This is a genomic window from Pseudomonas putida, assembly GCA_029953615.1.
GTDB lineage: Bacteria > Pseudomonadota > Gammaproteobacteria > Pseudomonadales > Pseudomonadaceae > Aquipseudomonas.
In genome coordinates this window covers 4,249,620-4,266,703 of sequence record CP124529.1, presented here as the reverse complement: position 1 = coordinate 4,266,703, position 17,084 = coordinate 4,249,620, and the positions used below count along the sequence as shown (strand labels likewise).

The window sequence follows — 17,084 nt, the reverse complement described above, 5'->3', positions numbered from 1 at the left end:
ATCCCTGTGGGAGCGCGTACAACAGTGGTGATCAAGTGTCGCCCAGGCCTACCTTGAGCAGCGCGCCGTCCTTGTCATCGGTCAGCACATACAGGTACCCGTCCGGCCCCACCCGCACATCGCGGATACGCGCCTTCAGCTCACCCAGCAAACGCTCTTCATGCACCACCTTGTCGCCATCCAGCTGCAAGCGGATCAGCTCCTGGGTGGCCAGCGCGCCAATGAACAGGTTGTGGTCCCAGGCCTTGAACGTGGGGCTGTCGTAGAACGCCATGCCGCTGATACCCGGCGACTTCTCCCACACATGATGCGGGTCGACCATGCCCTGCACATGCTTGCCCTTGGCCTCGGGAATGGGCAGAAGCGAGTAGTTGATGCCGTGGGTCGCGACCGGCCAGCCATAGTTCTTGCCGGGCTCGGGAATGTTGATCTCGTCGCCACCACGCGGGCCATGCTCGTGGGTCCACAGCTTGCCGGTCCAGGGGTTGAGCGCGGCACCTTGCTGGTTGCGATGGCCGAACGACCAGATTTCCGGCCGCACATTGTCCTTGCCGACGAAGGGGTTGTCCGTGGGCACCTCGCCGTCCGGCAAGATACGCACGATCTTGCCTTGCAGCTTGTCCAGGTCCTGGGCAGTCGGGCGCTGGTTGTTCTCGCCGAGGGCGATGAACAGATAGCCGTCGCGGTCGAACACCAAGCGCGAGCCAAAGTGGTTGCCCTCCGACAGCTTGGGCTGCTGGCGGAAAATCACACTGAAGTTTTCCAGCCGGGCGCGGTCCTGGGACAACTGGCCACGGCCGACCGCTGTGCCGGCCTTGCCGTCACTGCCCTCTTCGGCGTAGGACAGATAGACGGTGCGGTCCTTGGCGAATTCCGGCGACAGCACCACATCCAGCAGGCCGCCCTGGCCCTCGGCCCAGACGTTGGGCACACCGCTGATCGGCGGGCCGACCTTGCCTTCGGCGTTGACCACCCGCAAGTTGCCGGCGCGCTCGGTGACCAGCATGTCCTTACCGCCCGGCAGGAACGCCAGGGCCCAAGGGTTGCGCAGGCCATCGGCCACTGTGCTGACGGTCAACGTGCCTTCTTCACTGCGAAACTGCTGTTCGGCCGCCGCCTGCGCCAGCAATGGCAGCAATGCGGCGGTGGTCAGGGTGACAAGCCAGGGTGCTCGAAGCATGCAGGATTCCTTTCGTAGGGCGCTCATGGCGCGCGCGGGTTGCCGCGGGCCGGGCGGGTAGGCTCCAGGTTCGGGGTTTGCTGCTGACGGCGCAGGTTGTCGCCGTTGCCGATGCCGCGGTTGTCCAGGGTAGGCGTGCGCTGGTACGGGTCGGTGGACGGGCCGCGCACGGGCGGTGTGGCCGGCATGCTGCCCTGGCGGCTGTTGGGGTTGGCGCGCTGGATCGGGCTGTTGTAGGGGTTGTTGTTGCCGGCGGCGAGTTGCAAGGGTAGTTCGGGGGCCGCTTGCGCAGGCAGGTACAGGGCCAGGCCGAGGGCCAGGATGGGCAATGTCGGGGTCATGCTTCACCTCCTGTACGAAAATGCCGCGCCTGGTGGGTTTGATAGCCTAAGGCGCGAAGGGTTCGCGGCAAAAGTGTGAATATGGGTGGAGATGATTCCTGATGTTTCAGTATGGGCCCTGGGGGCTGCTTTGCAGCCCATCGCGACACAAGGCCGCTCCTACAGGGAATCGCGTAACCCTGTGGGAGCAGCCTTGTGCTGCGAATGGGCCGTAAAGCGGCCCCAGGTTACAGGCCCTTGTCCACCTTGTGCCGCGCCGCATACAGGCACAGCATTTCCATCGCCAGGGTCGCCCCCGCCAGTGCGGTGATGTCGGCATGGTCATAGGCTGGCGCCACCTCCACCAGGTCCATGCCCACCAGGTTGATGCCGCGCAGCCCGCCGAGGATTTCCAGCGCCTGTACCGTGCTCAGCCCGCCGCACACCGGTGTGCCGGTACCGGGCGCATAGGCCGGGTCGAGGCAGTCGATATCGAAGGTCAGGTACACCGGCCGCTCGCCCACCCGCTGACGAATCGCCGCGATCACCGCCTCGGTGCCCTGCCGGTGCACCTGGCGGGCATCGAGGATGGCAAAGCCCTGGCTGTCGTCATTGGTGGTGCGCAGGCCGATCTGCACCGAGCTGGCCGGGTCCACCAGGCCTTCGCGGGCGGCATGCCAGAACATGGTGCCGTGGTCGATGCGCTTGCCTTCCTCGTCCGGCCAGGTGTCGCTGTGCGCATCGAAGTGAATCAGCGCCAGCGGGCCATGGCGGCGGGCATGGGCCTTGAGCAGCGGGTAACTGATGAAGTGGTCGCCACCCAGGGTGAGCATGGCGCAGCCTGCTTGCAGAATATGCGTGGCATGGGCCTCGATGCTGTCCGGTACCGCCTGTGGGGTGCCGCTGTCGAAGGCGCAATCGCCATAGTCGATCACCGCCAGGTGGTCGAACGGGTCGAACGCCCACGGCCAGTGCCGGGCCCAGGCCTGCTGTACCGAGGCAGCGCGGATCGCCCGCGGGCCGAACCGCGCACCGGGGCGGTTGCTGGTGGCCGTATCGAACGGCACACCGCTGACCACCACATCGACACCACGCAGGTCGCGGCTGTAACGGCGCCTGGAGAAACTGGTAATGCCTGCGTAGGTACTTTCCGCAGCGGTGCCATACAGGCTGTCGCGGGTCATGGCCTGGTCGTTATTTGCGGCTTGCTCCACGGTCGGGCTCCTTTGTCGCTGTGGGTTACTGGCGGCTGCGGAACGCGGTCCACAGGCGGTTGCGCTGGCGCAGGTCGGCCAGGGCCATGCTGCGGTCGGCATACAGGCGCTGGCGCACTGTGGCCGGCGGGTAGATGTCCGGGTCGTTGCGCAGTGCTTCGTCCACCAGCGGCGTGGCCGCCTGGTTGGCGTTGGCGAAGAACAGCGTGTTGGTCAGCGCGGCCACCGACTCGGGCTTGAGCATGAAGGCGATGAACGCCCGCGCGGCCTCGGGGTGCGGGGCGTCCTTGGGGATGACCAGGTTGTCCTGCCACACCAGCGTGCCTTCGCGGGGGATGCGGTAGATCAGCTCGAACGGCTTGCCGGCGCGGCGCGCCTGGTCGGCGGCCATCGCCGCATCGCCGTTGTAGGTCAGTGCCAGGCACACGCTGCCGTTGGCCAGGTCGCTGATCTGCCGGCCATTGGCGACGTAGCTGATCGACGGCTGCAGCTGGCTCAGCAGGTCCTGCGCGGCGGCCAGGTCGTCCTTGTTCTGGCTGTAAGGGTCCTTGCCCAGGTAATTCAGGGCCACGCCGATCACCTCCTGCGGCGAGTCGGGCATGGCGATGCCGCAGTCCTTCAACCGGCTGGCGTACTCAGGCTTGAACAGCAGATCGAGGCTGTCCAGCGGCACATCACCCAGGCGCTGGCGCACGGCCTCCACATTCACCCCCAGGCCCAGGGTGCCCCAAGTGTAGGGTACGGCATGGCGGTTGCCGGGGTCGGCCTCGGCCAGCTTGGCCAGCAGGTCCTTGTCGAGGTTGGCGTAGCCGGGCATGGCCTGGGGGTCGAGCGGTTGCAGGGCATTGGCCTTGAGTGCCCGGGCCAGCACGGTCGACGACGGCACCACCACGTCATAGCCGCTGCCACCGGTCAGCAGCTTGGTTTCCAGTACCTCGGTGGTATCGAAGGTGTCGTAGCGCACCTTGTAGCCAGTTTCCTGTTCGAAACGCTGGAGGGTTTGCGGGGCGACATAGTCGGCCCAGCTGTAGAGGTTGACGACCTTTTCTTCAGCCTGCAGCGGCAAGGCCAGGACCAGAGACAACAGGCATAACGATCGACGCATGGCGGACACCTCGGCAAATGGGTGGATGCCGCGAGCATGCCAGCCGGGTTACATTGCAGGAATGGCAAGTTTGCAAAGCTGACATTTATCAGGAGCAATGTAATGCTCGGACAAGTGCACGACCCCGACCTGCACCTGCTGCGGCTGTTCGTCACTGTAGTCGAGGCCGGTGGCTTCAGTGCCGCGCAAGGCGTGCTGGGGCTGAGCCAGCCCACCATCAGCCAGCGCATGGCGCAGCTGGAAGCGCGGCTGGGCTACCGCCTGTGCAGCCGCGGCAAGGGCGGTTTTCACCTGACGGAAAAAGGCACGTTGTTGCTGGACGCCGCCCGTGGGTTATTGCTGAACATCGAACAGTTTCGCCAGCAGGCCAATGGCGTTGCCGGGCGGCTACTGGGGACCGTGCGGATCGGCATGGCGGAGAACCAGGACAAGACGGTAAGCCTGAAGCTGGCAGCGGCCATTACGGCGTTTCGCAGGCGCGAGGAGGCGGTGCAGCTGGAACTGATCAGTGCGCCGCCGGCAGAGCTGGAGCGGCTATTGCTGGAGCAGCGGCTGGATTACGCCATCAGCTACTTTTCCGGCAACCAGGCAGCCTTCGATTACCAGCCGCTGTTCGAAGAGCGGCAGCGGCTGTATTGCGGCAAGGGGCATGTGCTGTTCGGTGCGGCTGGCGTCAGCCGGGAGCGGTTGCTGGCGATGGACCAGGTGCGCCATCCGTACCGGTTTCTAAAGGGCGGTGAGCCGTTCCAGAGCCAGCGCAGCATGGCGGTGGCGGAGCAGATCGAAAGCGTGCTGACGTTCATTCTGTCGGGGCGGCATATTGGCTATCTGCCGTGCCATTGCGCGCACGCCTGGGAGGCTGAGGGGCTGCTGTGGGCGCTGGACCGGGGGCTGGACTTTGTGGTGCCGTTTACCCTGGCCAGGCATCGGGCACAGGCGGTTGGCGAGGCGCAGCAGGCGTTTGCGCAGGATTTGCTGGCGACGTTCTCCTGAACCGGCCTCTTCGCGGGCTTGCCCGCTCCCACAGGGACCTCACAATGCCAGAGGGCGGCGCCGTACCTGTGGGAGCGGGCAAGCCCGCGAAGAGGCAAGTTCAGGCAACATCAATCAGTAAGCCATGCTCCAGGTCAGGGTGTAGGTACGCCCGCGCCCCTGGTAGTCATACAGGTACGCCGGCCCGTAGGTCGGCGAGTAGAACAGCGTCGCACGCTGCCCCCAGACCGTGCTGTACTGCTTGTCCAGCAGGTTCTGGATGCCGGCGCTGAAGGTACCGAAGCCGGTGTCCTGGCTGCCCAGCAGGTCGAAGGTGGTGTAGCCGTCGATCTCGTGGTCGGCATCGTCCTTCAGGCTGAAGGCATGGTTGGCCTGCAGCCGCGCACTGCGGCCATCGCCCTTCCAGCCGACGAACGCGGTAGCCTTGGACAACGAGGCATAGCGGGCATCGCGCTTGATCCAGCCACCATCGGCATCTTCTTCCTCGGAGCGGGTCAGGTGCAGGGTGCCACCGGCTTCCCAGCCGGTCTGGAAGTGGCGGGTCAGCGCGCCTTCGAAACCGAAGTCACGGCTCTTCTGATCTTCCACATTGATGGTCAGCGTCTGCGAATCGACGTTGATGATCTTGTCCGACCAGATGTAGTACAGCGCCGCCTGGGCATCCCAGTCCAGGTCGGCATAGCGCCAGCCCAGCTCCACCTGGCGGCTCTTGATGCCGGCCAGCGGGTTGTCGGCCACGCTCAGCCCGGGCTTGCCGTAGTACTTGGCCGGGTCGGGCAGGTCGAAGCCTTCGCCGTAGTTGGCCCATGCCTGGTGGCCGTTCTTGAAGTCGTAGATGGCACCGACGTTGAACAGGTTGACCTGGTAATCGTTGCTACCGCCCGGCACGCCCTTGAAGTCACTGACGTCCACATCCATCTGCTGGCGCCGGGCGCCGCCGGACAGGGTCAGGTTATCGGTGGCATGCCAGTCCAGCTGGGCGTATACCGACACGCCATCGACCCGGTAGCTGGGGTAGCGTGCGGCCTTGCTGTCCTTTTCCAGCTCCAGGCCACCCGACTCGGAGGATGTCTGGGCGTTGAAGGTGGTCTGCTCGGCGTTGAAGCGCTCACGGTCCAGGTCGACGCCATAGGTCAGCTTCAGCGTGTCCCACTGCTTGGCGAACAGGCCCTTGAGGCTGGTGACCTCGAAGTTCTGCTGCGAGGCGGCGAAGTACACACCGCGCGCGCCGGTAGGCGTGGCGCGGTTGTAGTACGGGAACGGGTAGAAGTTGTCGTCTTCCTTGCGGTACGAGGCCTGCAGGTAGAAATCCTGGCCCAGCACGTCGGTGTGGTGGTAGTTGGCATTTAGCAGCAGGCGCCGGGTGCGCGGCTCCAGGTCCGACGAGTAGCCACTGCGCAGTTCAGCGTCTTCCAGGTCGGACGGGGCGTTGTAGTTCAGGTTGGGGAAGTAGATGCCGGTGCTGCCGTGGTTGCCGGAGTCATAGTACTGGGCCAACAGGTCCAGGCTCTGCTGGTCGTTCAGTTGCATTCCCAAGGTGCCGAGTACGTCGATGGTGCGGTTGTACTGCAAGTCGGTCTGGGTATTGTCGATGAAAATCTGGTCGCCGGCGCCGTCGTAGAAGGCTTCGTTCTGCTCGCCGGAAACCCCCAGCCGGCCGTTGAACCGCTCGTTGCCGCCACTGATCGACTGGGCGAAGCGGGTGGCGAGGTCGTCGCTGTTGTTGAAGCCGCTGCTGGCACCGAGTTGGGTCTCGAAACGCGCCGGGCCGGGTTCGCCCTTCTTGGTCACGATGTTGATGATGCCGCCGGTCGCGCCGCCACCGTAAATGGCACTGGCGCCGGACAGCACTTCGACGCGCTCGACGTTGAACGGCGAAATGCTGTCGAACTGGCGCGACAGGCCGCGCGAGCTGTTCTGGCTGACCCCGTCGATCATCACCAGCACGTTGCGCCCACGCATGTTCTGGCCGTAGTTGGTGCGCCCTTCCGGCGCTAGGTCGAGGCCTGGGACCAGCTTGCCGATGGCTTCCTTCAGGCTGACGCCGCTGTCGATCTGCTCGCGCAGCTGCTGCTGGTCGACCACCCACACGGTGCCGGGGATTTCGCTGATCGCGGTGCTGGTGCGCGAGGCCACGCTGACCTCGATCGGCTTGAGGTTGACCGCCTGCGGCGCGGCGTCTGCCCTGCGCAGGGTCACCGTGCGGGCATCGCTGAAGTGCCAGCTCATGCCGCTGCCGGCCAGCAACTGCTGCAGGGCCTGCTCGATGCTGTAGTTACCCTGCAAGGCCGGGCTGCCCTGGCCGGCGACATCGCCGGTGGTGTACAGCAGGTGCAGGCCGGCCTGGTCGGCGAACGTGGTCAGGGCCTGGTCCAGCGGCTGGGCCGGCAGGTCGAGCTGGACCAGGCGGGCCTGGGTCTGGGCCTGTTCGGTGGTGGTCGAGGCCGACGCTTGCAGCGGGCCAACCAGCATGGCCAGGGCACTGCAGGACATCAGGGCATGGTGAAGTGGACCGCGGCGGCGGTGCAAAGGCTTGAGCATCAGAGGCACGAATGAGCTTCCTGACAAGTCGTAAATGAGAATTGGTTGCTGATCAGTCTCACTACGACGATCTGGCTGGCTGGAACTTGCAGTGCCAAATGGAAAATATTTTTATTTCTGTACCAGCCTCTTCGCAGCACAAGGCTGCTCCTACAGGGATCGCGCCCGTCTGAAGGCTGTGCGTTCGTTGCAGGAGCAGCCTTGCGCTGCGAAGAGGCCGGCACAGACGAATCAATGCACCACGGCCAGCCACGGCAGGTAGGTCACCTTCAGCCCATACCGCTGTTCAAGGGTCCGCAACAGGGCCTCCGGCTCATCGAGGTCGAACACCCCGCTCACCTCCATCGCCGCCAGCCTGCTATCCGACAGCACAATGCGCCCATGCCGGTAACGCTCGAGCTCCGCCAGCACCTGCCCCAGCGGCTTGCCGTTGAAGATCAGCTTGCCTCGCTGCCAGGCCATCTGCGTGCCGGCATCCGCCGCAACTGCCAGTTCATGCGCGCCAACCTTGGCTTCGCCCTGTGCCAATACCACGCGGCCATCGCGACGCACGCTGAAGGTGGCCGCACTCCCCTGCACTCGCTCACCGGCCGTATCGACCACGAAGGGCCGTGAATCGTCCGTGGTCTCGAACAAGGCTTCGCCAGACGCCAGCACCACCCGCCGCTCACGGTCGCTGAACACCACGCTCAGCGCACTGGCGCTGTTCAGCGTCACCCGTGTGCCATCGGCCAGGGTCAACACCTGCCGCTCACCCACCCCCGTGCGGTAATCCGCCAGCAGCACCGGCGCCTGCTGCCAACCCGCCACACCAACCGCCAACAGCAGTGCAGCAGCAACACCCGCCTGCTTGAGCCAGCCTCGGCAATGGCGCAGGGCCTGGCCGATGTATTTCGCCACCATGCTTTCGGAAACGCCCAAGCGTTGCGCGATCTGCGCCTGGGTCAGGCCTTCGACGCGGTTGAGCAACAGCGCCTGACGGGCATTGTCGGACAGCTGCAGCAGCGCCTGATCGAGGATCTGCAGGCGCTCCCGGGCCAGCAACACCGCCTCGGGTGCCGGCGCCGGGCAAACCACCTCAGCTGCCCGCTCACTGTCGTCGTGGCTGGCGGCAATGCGCTGCTCGCGGCGCAAGGCATCGATCGCCAAGTTGCCGGCCACGCGGAAGATGAAACTGCGCGCGTGCAACACCGGCACCGCCTGCTGGTCGATGCTCACCAGCTTCAGGTAGGTTTCCTGCGCAACGTCGGCAGCGCGCTGGCGGTCGCTCATGCGCCGGGTCAGAAACTGCAGCAGGTCGTCGTGGTGCTCCTGGAAACTCGCCAGCAGGCCCGACACGGGTGAGGTCAGCATGGGTTTGGGCATGGCCAGTAGGAAGTTTTATCGGGCGTTAATGAGAAACAGTATCTTTCATCCGGAGGGAGACTTTCAACGCCGACGCGTATTTGCCACACTGCCCATTCGCCCACTCTGGCAAGGTCGCACTCCATGGCTGCCCGTCTGCACCGCTACGCCCGCCTGCTCCTGGTCCTGCTGCTGGCCTGCGGCCTGGGGGCCTGTGCGCTGTTCCAGCCACGCGACCCGGTCAATATCAGCGTGATCGGGATAGAGCCGCTAACCGGGCAAGAGCTGGAATTGCGCATGGCGGTGAAGATGCGAGTGCAAAACCCCAACGAGGCGCCAATCGACTACAACGGCATCGCCCTGAACCTGGAAGTGAACGGCCAGCCGCTGGCGGCCGGGGTCAGCGACCAGCAGGGGCATATCGGCCGTTATGGCGAAGCGGTGGTCGTGGTACCGGTGAGCATCACGGCGTTTTCCTTCCTGCGCCAGGCCTATGGGCTGGGCCAGGCGGGCTCGTTGCAGGGCCTGCCCTATGTGCTGCGCGGCAAGCTGGCCGGCGGGCTGCTGGGGACCGTGCGTTTTACCGACGAGGGCAAGCTGGACCTGCCCAAGGGCGCCTACTGGTAGGCGCCTGGCGGGGTGTGATCAGCGGTTGGCGCTGGCTGCGGCCATCAGCTTGTTGACTTCGCTGCGCACCATGTTGGCGTATTCGGGCGGCGACATGCCATCCAGCTCGGCGCGCACCCACTCGGCCCATTTGCCTTTGCGCCGTGGTTTTTCGGCAATCAGCCGCGCCGCTTCGCCCTTGGCCTTGCCCAGGTTGTTCTGCCACAGTTCGAACAGCCGGGCCTTCTCTGCCTCGATCTGCGCCCGTTCCTCGAAGCTCATGTTGGCCAGATTGAAACTCATGAAGGTACCTGCAACTTTGAAAATGGCCGCTATCTTACACCCAGGTATTGCAACACCCAATGCCGCCGCAACTTTCCCGACGCGCCGGCATCCATTGTTCTAGCCACACCATCGACGAGGACGAGTTCATGGCCCGGAAAAACGCCGCGCTGGCCGACAGCGATCAGATCAAGGACCAGGTATTCAGCGAACTGCAGGCGCTGATCGAAGAATCGGAAAAGCTGCTGAACGAAAGCGCCGCCCTGGTGGGTGACGAAGCGGAAACCCTGCGCGCGCAGGTAAGCCTCAAGCTACGCCAGGCGCGCCAAGCCGCCAACAAGGTACGCGGCAAGGCGCAACCGGTGGTGGCGGCTACCCAGGACTACATCGGTGGCCACCCGTGGCAGACCGTGGCCATTTCCGCGGGCCTCGGGCTGGTGGTCGGCCTGCTGCTGGGACGCCGTCACTGACGCCAGGGCCGCCTGGTGCGAATCAGGCGGCCTGCGCCAGCGGGATGCCGCTGTGAAAGCGCAGCTCCTGGTCCGGTGACTGGATCAACTCCACCTCCGCCGCGCGCACCAGTTCCACCCGGCGGGCGATGTCCGCCTCATCGCCGTAGTTGTGCGCCAGCTTCAGGTAACCCTGGTAGTGGCGCGCTTCGCTCTTCAGCAGGCCGTGGTAGAAGCGGCCCAGCTCCTCGTCCAGGTGCGGTACCAGCGCGGCGAAGCGCTCGCAGCTGCGCGCCTCGATGAACGCCCCCACCACCAGCGTATCCACCAGCTTGACCGGCTCGTGAGCGCGCACCAGACGCCGCAGCCCCGACGCATAACGCCCCGCCGACACCGGGCGCAGCGGCACGCCACGGCGTTTCATCAGGCGCAGAACCTGTTCGTGGTGCACCAGTTCCTCGCGGGCCAGGCGCGACATCATGTTGATCAGGTCGAGGTGGGTGTTGTACTTGGCGATCAGGCTCAGGGCGGTGCTGGCAGCCTTGAATTCGCAGTTCTTGTGGTCGATCAGCAGGGTTTCCTGGTCGGCGAGCGCCGCTTCGATCCAGGCGTCTGGGGTCGGGCAACCAAGAAAGGCGTCGATTTCGGGGATCAGGGACATAAGCGTGCAACCACACAGAACGGGCAAGGCCGGCGATTATACCGGCGGCGGTGGGCGGCGCCAGTGACTATGCTTGATATGCATCAAGCGCCAGCGGGGGAAGCGCCGACTATAGTCAGGCATTGGTCGCCACCTTTGAAGGGAGCTAACGCCCATGCAAGCCGTCCGCAGCATCCTTGTCGTTCTCGACCCCGAGCACGCCCACAGCCGGGCACTGACCCGGGCCAAGCTGATCGCCGGCGTCACCGGCGCCCGCCTGCACCTGCTGATGTGCGACAGAAGGCATGACCACTGCGCGCTGCTGAGCCTGCTGAGCAGCCAGTTGCATGATGACGGGTATGACAATGTCACCCATGAAGAGGCCTGGCGCGACAACCTGCACGACACCATCATCTATGTGCAACAGGCCGAGGGCTGCGAGCTGGTGATCAAGGAACACCGCCCGGACAACCCGCTGAAAAAGGCCCTGCTCACTCCCAGCGACTGGAAGCTGCTGCGCCAGTGCCCGTGTGCCGTGCTGATGGTGAAGAGCGAGCGGCCGTGGACCGGCGGCAAGTTCCTGGCCGCGGTGGACGTGGGCAACCAGGACGAGGACCACCGCCGCCTGCATGCCAGCATCATCGACCATGGCTTCCAGATTGCCAAACTGGCCAAGGGCGAGTTGCACGTCATCAGCGCCCATCCTTCGCCGATGCTGTCGGCGTCGGACCCGGTGTACCAGTTGAGCGAAACCATCGAGAAGCGTTACCGCGAGGCGTGCAAGGCATTCCAGGCAGAGTACGGCATCAGCGACGACCGCCTGCATGTGGCTGAAGGGCCGGCGGATGTGCTGATCCCGCATACCGAGAAGAAGCTCGATGCGGTCGTGACGGTGATCGGCACGGTGTGCCGCACGGGGATTTCCGGGGCGTTGATTGGTAATACCTCGGAGGTGGTGCTGGATGCGCTGGAGGGGGATGTGCTGGTACTCAAGAGCGAGGAAGCCATCGCGCACCTGGCCGAGCTGGCCCGCGGCTGGAATTCAATCTGTCAGGGCCCTGTCGCCGGCAAGCCAGCTCCCACATCGACCGCATTGACCTCAAGTCATGTGCAGTACCTGTGGGAGCTGGCTTGCCGGCGATGGGCTGCGCAGCAGCCCCAATCAGTACCGATAGCTAGGCCAACGCCTCCCGCACCTTCGGGTCCAGGCCCTCCCCTGCATTGGCCTCGGCCCATTCCGCCAGCTGCCGGCGCATCGCCGGCGTCCAGAAGCTTTGCAGATGCTGCCGTACCCCTTGCACCGCCAGCGCCCGGTCTGGCTCGCTGTCGAAGTAATGGGCAATCTGGTTGGCCATCTTGACCAGGTTCTCAGCGCTCATCGGCGCACCTCGGTTTTCTCCGCAATACGGCGCTCCTTCAGCAAACGCCGTTGCTCGTCACTGAAGTCCTGGTAACGCTTCTGCCACTGCGAAGGCTGGAATACCTTCACCACCTCCACCGCCGTCACCTTGTACTCAGGGCAGTTGGTAGCCCAGTCGGAGTTGTCGGTGGTAATCACGTTGGCCCCCGATTCGGGGAAGTGGAACGTGGTGTACACCACCCCTGGCGCTACCCGCGCACTGACCTTGGCGCGCAGCACCGTCTGCCCGGCGCGGCTGCCAATGCCAACCCAGTCGCCATCCTGGATGCCACGGCTTTCAGCGTCGGTGGGGTGGATTTCCAGACGGTCGGCGTCATGCCAGGCGACGTTGCCGGTGCGCCGGGTCTGGGCGCCGACGTTGTACTGGCTGAGGATGCGCCCGGTGGTCAGCAGCAGCGGGAAGCGGTTGTTGACCTTCTCCTCGGTGGGCACGTAGCCAGTGAGCATGAAGCGCCCCTTGCCGCGCACGAACTGGTCAATGTGCATGGTTGGCGTGCCATCCGGCGCTGCGTCGTTGCACGGCCACTGCAGGCTGCCGTGGCGGTCGATCTCGGCGTAGCTGACACGGTGGAAGGTAGGCGTCAGGCGGGCGATCTCGTCCATGATCTCGGACGGATGACGGTAGTTCATCGGGTAGCCCAGGGCGTTGGCCAGGGCCATGGTCGCCTCCCAGTCGGCCTTGCCGGCCAGCGGCTCCATGACCTTGCGCACCCGCGAGATGCGTCGCTCGGCGTTGGTGAAGGTGCCGTCCTTCTCCAGGAACGAGCTGCCCGGCAGGAACACATGGGCGAACTTGGCTGTTTCATTGAGGAAGATGTCCTGCACCACCACGCACTCCATGGCCAGCAGGGCCGCGGTGACGTGCTGGGTGTTGGGGTCGCTCTGGGCAATGTCTTCGCCCTGGCAGTACAGGGCCTTGAAGCTGCCGTCCAGCGCTGCCTCGAACATGTTGGGGATGCGCAAGCCCGGGTCGGGCTGCAGGGTCACGCCCCAGGCACGCTCGAACTCGGCACGCACGCCCTCGTTGGAAATATGCCGGTAGCCGGGCAGTTCGTGAGGGAACGAGCCCATGTCGCACGAGCCCTGCACATTGTTCTGCCCGCGCAGCGGGTTCACCCCTACCCCTTCCCGGCCGATGTTGCCGGTGGCCATGGCCAGGTTGGCGATGCCCATCACCGCGGTGCTGCCCTGGCTGTGCTCGGTCACGCCCAGGCCGTAGTAGATCGCCGCGTTGCCGCCGGTGGCATACAGCCGGGCGGCGGCGCGGATCTGCTCGGCAGGCACGCCGCAGACCGGGCCAAGCACTTCGGGGGCGTTTTCCGCCAGGCTGACGAAGTCGCGCCAGCGGGCGAAATCCTCGGTTTCGCAGCGGGCATCAATGAAGCGCTGGGCCAGCAGGCCTTCGGTAACGATCACGTGGGCCAGGGCGTTGAGCATGGCCACGTTGGTGCCGGGGCGCAGTTGCAGGTGCAGCTCGGCGCGAGCGTGCGGCGAGTCGACCAGGTCGATGCGTCGCGGGTCGATCACGATCAGCCGCGCGCCCTGGCGCAGGCGGCGCTTGAGCTGCGAGCCGAATACCGGGTGGGCATCGGTGGGGTTGGCGCCGATCACCAGCACCACGTCGGCCTGCATCACCGAGTCGAAGCTTTGCGTACCGGCCGATTCACCCAGGGTCTGCTTCAGGCCGTAGCCGGTGGGCGAATGGCATACCCGTGCGCAGGTATCCACGTTGTTGTTGCCGAACGCCGTGCGCACCAGTTTCTGCACCAGGTAGGCTTCTTCGTTGGTGCAGCGGCTGGAGGTGATGCCACCGATGGAGTCGCGACCGTACTTCAGCTGGATACGGCGGAATTCGCTGGCGGCGTAGGTCACCGCCTCGTCCCAGCTGACTTCCTGCCATGGGTCTTCCAGGCGCTTGCGGATCATCGGCTTGGTGATGCGGTCCGGGTGAGTGGCGTAGCCCCAGGCGAAGCGGCCCTTGACGCAGGCGTGGCCGTGGTTGGCGCCGCCGTTCTTGTCCGGGACCATGCGCACCAGCTGGTCGCCCTTCATCTCGGCACGGAACGAGCAACCGACGCCGCAGTAGGCGCAGGTGGTGATGACCGCACGCTCGGGTTGGCCCAGCTGCACCAGGCTCTTTTCGGTCAGGGTCGCGGTCGGGCAGGCCTGCACGCAGGCGCCGCACGACACGCACTCGGAGGCGAGGAAGTTTTCACCACCCGCCGCCGCCACCCTCGATTCAAAGCCGCGCCCGGTGATGGTCAGGGCGAAGGTGCCCTGGATGTCCTCGCAGGCACGCACGCAGCGGCTGCAGACGATGCACTTGCTCGGCTCGTAGTCGAAATACGGGTTGGATACATCCTTCTTCTCGGCCAGGTGGTTGGCACCGTCATAGCCGTAGCGTACCTCGCGCAGGCCCACCTGGCCGGCCACGGTCTGCAGCTCGCAGTTGCCGTTGGCCGAACAGGTCAGGCAGTCCAGCGGGTGGTCGGAGATGTACAGCTCCATCACGTTGCGGCGCAAACCGGCCAGGCGCGGGGTTTCAGTGTGCACCACCATACCTTCGCTGACCGGGGTGGTGCAGGAGGCCGGGTAGCCACGCATGCCTTCGATTTCCACCATGCACATGCGGCACGAGCCGAAGGCTTCGAGGCTGTCGGTGGCGCACAGTTTGGGGATGCTGGTGCCGAGCATGGCCGCGGCACGCATCACCGAGGTGCCGGCGGGCACGGTGATGGCGCGGCCATCGATGCTCAGGCTGACCTGTACCTCGCTGTCACGGGCCGGGGTGCCGAGGTCGCTGCTTTTATCAGAAGCGGGGTCGAAAAAATTGATCACTGTGCGGCCTCCGTGTGGGTCAGCCCGAAATCGGCAGGGAAGTACTTGAGGGCGCTGGCCACCGGATAGGCGGTCATGCCGCCCATGGCGCACAGCGACCCGTATTGCATGGTGTCGCACAGGTCGCGCAGCAACAGGGCCTGGTCATGCCGCTCGGACAGGTCGCTGGTGGCGATCAGCCGGTCGACCACTTCCATGCCCCGGGTCGAGCCGATGCGGCACGGGGTACATTTGCCACAGGACTCTTCGGCACAGAACTGCAAGGCAAAGCGCGCCATGCTGGCCATGTTCAAGGTGTCGTCGGCCACTACCACACCACCATGGCCGAGCATCGCGCCCATGGCAGCGAAGGCTTCATAGTCCAGCGGCGTGTCGAAATGGCTGGGCGGTACCCAGGCACCGAGCGGGCCACCCACCTGCGCGGCCTTCAGCGGCCGGCCACTGGCCGTGCCGCCGCCATAGCCTTCCACCAGTTCGCGCAGGGTCAGGCCAAAGGCGCGTTCCACCAGGCCGCCCTGGCGGATGTTGCCGGCCAGCTGGAATGGCATGGTGCCCAGCGAGCGGCCCATGCCGAAGTCGCGATAGAACGCCGCGCCCTTGGCCATGATGATGGGTACCGAGGCCAGGGTGAGTACGTTGTGCACCAGCGTCGGCAGGCCGAACAGGCCCTGCAGTGCGGGCAGCGGAGGCTTGGCGCGGACGATGCCGCGCTTGCCTTCGATGGATTCGAGCAGCGCGGTTTCTTCGCCGCAGATATAGGCGCCGGCGCCGACCCGCACTTCCAGGTCGAAGGCCTGGCCGCTACCGGCCACGTCGTTGCCGAGGTATCCAGCGTCACGGGCGATGGCGAAAGCCTGGTCGAGCACGCGGATGGCGTCGGGGTATTCCGAGCGCACATAGATGTAGCCCTTGTCGGCACCCACGGCGAGGCCGGCAATGATCATGCCCTCGATCAGCAGGAACGGGTCACCTTCCATCAGCATCCGGTCGGCAAAGGTACCGGAGTCACCCTCGTCGGCGTTGCATACCACGTACTTCTGCCCGGCCCCGGCGTCACGCACGGTGCGCCACTTGATGCCGGCCGGGAACGCTGCACCGCCGCGACCGCGCAAGCCGGAATCGAGCACGGCGGCGACCACCTCGGCACCGTCCAGGGCCACGGCCGCTTCCAGGCCGGCGAAGCCGCCATGGGCGCGGTAGTCGTCCAGCGACAATGGGCGGGTAATGCCGGCGCGGGCGAACAGCAGGCGCTGCTGGGTCTTGAGGTAAGGGATGTCTTCGACGGGCCCCAGCGCCAGCGAATGGCCGCCGGGTTCACCGGGCTCAACGGTCAAGGCGTCGAGCAAGGACGGCACGTCTTCCGGGGTAACCGGGCCGAAACCCAGGCGCCCTTGCGCGCTGTCGCATTCCAGCAATGGCTCCAGCCAGTACAGCCCGCGGGAACTGGTGCGCTGGATGTCCAGCGGCAGCTGGCGGCGCTCGGCCTCGCGCAGCAAGGTAGCGGCGACCTGGTCGGCGCCCACGGCGCGGGCTACCGAGTCGCAGGGGATATACAGCTTCAGCATGCTGCGTCCTCCCGGCAGGCATTGACCAGCGCGCGCAGGCGCTCAGGGGTAAGGCGCGCGTGCACCTGGCCGTCGAGTTCCAGCGCTGGCGAGCAGGCACAGGCGCCCAGGCAGTACACCGGGCGCAGGCTGATGGCGCCGTCGGCGCTGGTGCCGTGGTCGTCCAGCGCCAGCTGTTCGCGCAGTTGCGCGGCCAGCGCCTCGGAGCCCCGGCTCTGGCAGGACTCGGCGCGGCACAGGCGCAGGGTATGGCGCGCCGGTGGCGTGGTGCGGAAATCATGGTAGAAACTGATCACCCCGCGCACCTCGGCAAGGCTGAGGTTCAGGGCGTGGGCAATTTCGGCGACAGCGGCATCGGGAATGTAGCCAACGTCGTGTTGAATGGCATGCAGGATCGGCAACAGGGCGCCGGGGGTATCCTTGTCGCGGGCCAGGATGCGGTGGATCACAGGCAAGTGGAGCAATTCATCAGGCATTCAGCGGACCTCGGCATCACGGACCCTGCCTGAATTGTTGTGAGGGCAGGTATCCGGCGTGTTCTGCTGCGGCGCGCCGGCCACGTCACGGTTGCGTGCTGCCAGCGGCCT

15 protein-coding genes and 1 pseudogene are annotated in these 17,084 nt (G+C 65.5%); 4 read left to right on the top strand and 12 right to left on the bottom strand.

From position 1 onward, the window contains the following. Positions 1-31: 31 nt before the first annotated feature. From QIY50_19580 to QIY50_19565, 4 genes are all read right to left on the bottom strand, one after another. On the bottom strand, positions 32-1,180 hold the full coding sequence (locus QIY50_19580) for a PQQ-dependent sugar dehydrogenase (protein ID WGV19534.1): 1,149 nt from the start codon (positions 1,178-1,180) through the stop codon (positions 32-34). A gap of 23 nt (positions 1,181-1,203) precedes the next feature. Next, entirely contained in the window at positions 1,204-1,521 is a 318-nt protein-coding gene (locus QIY50_19575) for a hypothetical protein (GenBank protein ID WGV19533.1), read from the bottom strand. Between the two features lie 227 nt (positions 1,522-1,748). Beyond that, entirely contained in the window at positions 1,749-2,714 is a 966-nt protein-coding gene (gene speB / locus QIY50_19570; GenBank protein ID WGV19532.1) for an agmatinase, read from the bottom strand. A 25-nt stretch (positions 2,715-2,739) separates the two neighbouring features. Next, positions 2,740-3,819 (bottom strand): polyamine ABC transporter substrate-binding protein, encoded by a 1,080-nt coding sequence (locus QIY50_19565; protein ID WGV19531.1) that lies wholly within the window; start codon positions 3,817-3,819, stop codon positions 2,740-2,742. A 102-nt stretch (positions 3,820-3,921) separates the two neighbouring features. On the opposite strand from QIY50_19565, the gene QIY50_19560 reads away from it, so the two are divergent. Next, positions 3,922-4,812: a LysR family transcriptional regulator gene (locus tag QIY50_19560; GenBank protein ID WGV19530.1), complete on the top strand. Its 891-nt coding sequence runs from the start codon at positions 3,922-3,924 to the stop codon at positions 4,810-4,812. Between the two features lie 114 nt (positions 4,813-4,926). Here QIY50_19560 and QIY50_19555 read toward each other — a convergent pair whose 3' ends face one another. Then, the gene (locus QIY50_19555) at positions 4,927-7,353 is read right to left on the bottom strand and encodes a TonB-dependent receptor (protein ID WGV23097.1); all 2,427 of its coding nucleotides are present in this window, start codon (positions 7,351-7,353) and stop codon (positions 4,927-4,929) included. A gap of 231 nt (positions 7,354-7,584) precedes the next feature. After that, positions 7,585-8,706, bottom strand: coding sequence for a sigma-70 family RNA polymerase sigma factor (locus QIY50_19550; protein WGV19529.1), 1,122 nt, complete (start codon positions 8,704-8,706; stop codon positions 7,585-7,587). Positions 8,707-8,841: 135 nt separating this feature from the next. On the opposite strand from QIY50_19550, the gene QIY50_19545 reads away from it, so the two are divergent. Then, positions 8,842-9,324, top strand: coding sequence for an LEA type 2 family protein (locus QIY50_19545; protein WGV19528.1), 483 nt, complete (start codon positions 8,842-8,844; stop codon positions 9,322-9,324). Positions 9,325-9,342: 18 nt separating this feature from the next. Here QIY50_19545 and QIY50_19540 read toward each other — a convergent pair whose 3' ends face one another. Further along, positions 9,343-9,606, bottom strand: a complete 264-nt coding sequence (locus QIY50_19540) for a hypothetical protein (protein WGV19527.1) — start codon at positions 9,604-9,606, stop codon at positions 9,343-9,345. 128 nt (positions 9,607-9,734) lie between these two features. On the opposite strand from QIY50_19540, the gene QIY50_19535 reads away from it, so the two are divergent. Then, positions 9,735-10,055, top strand: coding sequence for a DUF883 family protein (locus tag QIY50_19535; GenBank protein ID WGV19526.1), 321 nt, complete (start codon positions 9,735-9,737; stop codon positions 10,053-10,055). A 22-nt stretch (positions 10,056-10,077) separates the two neighbouring features. Here the strand turns inward: QIY50_19535 and miaE are convergent, their stop codons facing one another. Beyond that, the gene (gene miaE, locus QIY50_19530; GenBank protein WGV19525.1) at positions 10,078-10,695 is read right to left on the bottom strand and encodes a tRNA isopentenyl-2-thiomethyl-A-37 hydroxylase MiaE; all 618 of its coding nucleotides are present in this window, start codon (positions 10,693-10,695) and stop codon (positions 10,078-10,080) included. Between the two features lie 154 nt (positions 10,696-10,849). Between miaE and QIY50_19525 the strand changes: the two are divergent. Then, positions 10,850-11,710, top strand: a pseudogene (locus QIY50_19525) (universal stress protein). 139 nt (positions 11,711-11,849) lie between these two features. Here the strand turns inward: QIY50_19525 and QIY50_19520 are convergent. Genes QIY50_19520 through QIY50_19505 form a run of 4 tightly spaced genes read right to left on the bottom strand, consistent with a single transcriptional unit; the run spans position 11,850 to position 16,973 of the window. After that, entirely contained in the window at positions 11,850-12,053 is a 204-nt protein-coding gene (locus QIY50_19520) for a formate dehydrogenase subunit delta (protein WGV19524.1), read from the bottom strand. Then, positions 12,050-14,932, bottom strand: a complete 2,883-nt coding sequence (gene fdhF / locus QIY50_19515) for a formate dehydrogenase subunit alpha (protein WGV19523.1) — start codon at positions 14,930-14,932, stop codon at positions 12,050-12,052. The genes QIY50_19520 and fdhF overlap by 4 nt, the downstream gene beginning before the upstream one ends. After that, a complete protein-coding gene (locus tag QIY50_19510; GenBank protein ID WGV19522.1) occupies positions 14,929-16,497 on the bottom strand; it encodes an NADH-ubiquinone oxidoreductase-F iron-sulfur binding region domain-containing protein in 1,569 nt (522 codons plus the stop codon). The genes fdhF and QIY50_19510 overlap by 4 nt, the downstream gene beginning before the upstream one ends. Further along, positions 16,491-16,973 (bottom strand): formate dehydrogenase subunit gamma, encoded by a 483-nt coding sequence (locus QIY50_19505; protein ID WGV19521.1) that lies wholly within the window; start codon positions 16,971-16,973, stop codon positions 16,491-16,493. The genes QIY50_19510 and QIY50_19505 overlap by 7 nt, the downstream gene beginning before the upstream one ends. Positions 16,974-17,084 lie beyond the last annotated feature (111 nt).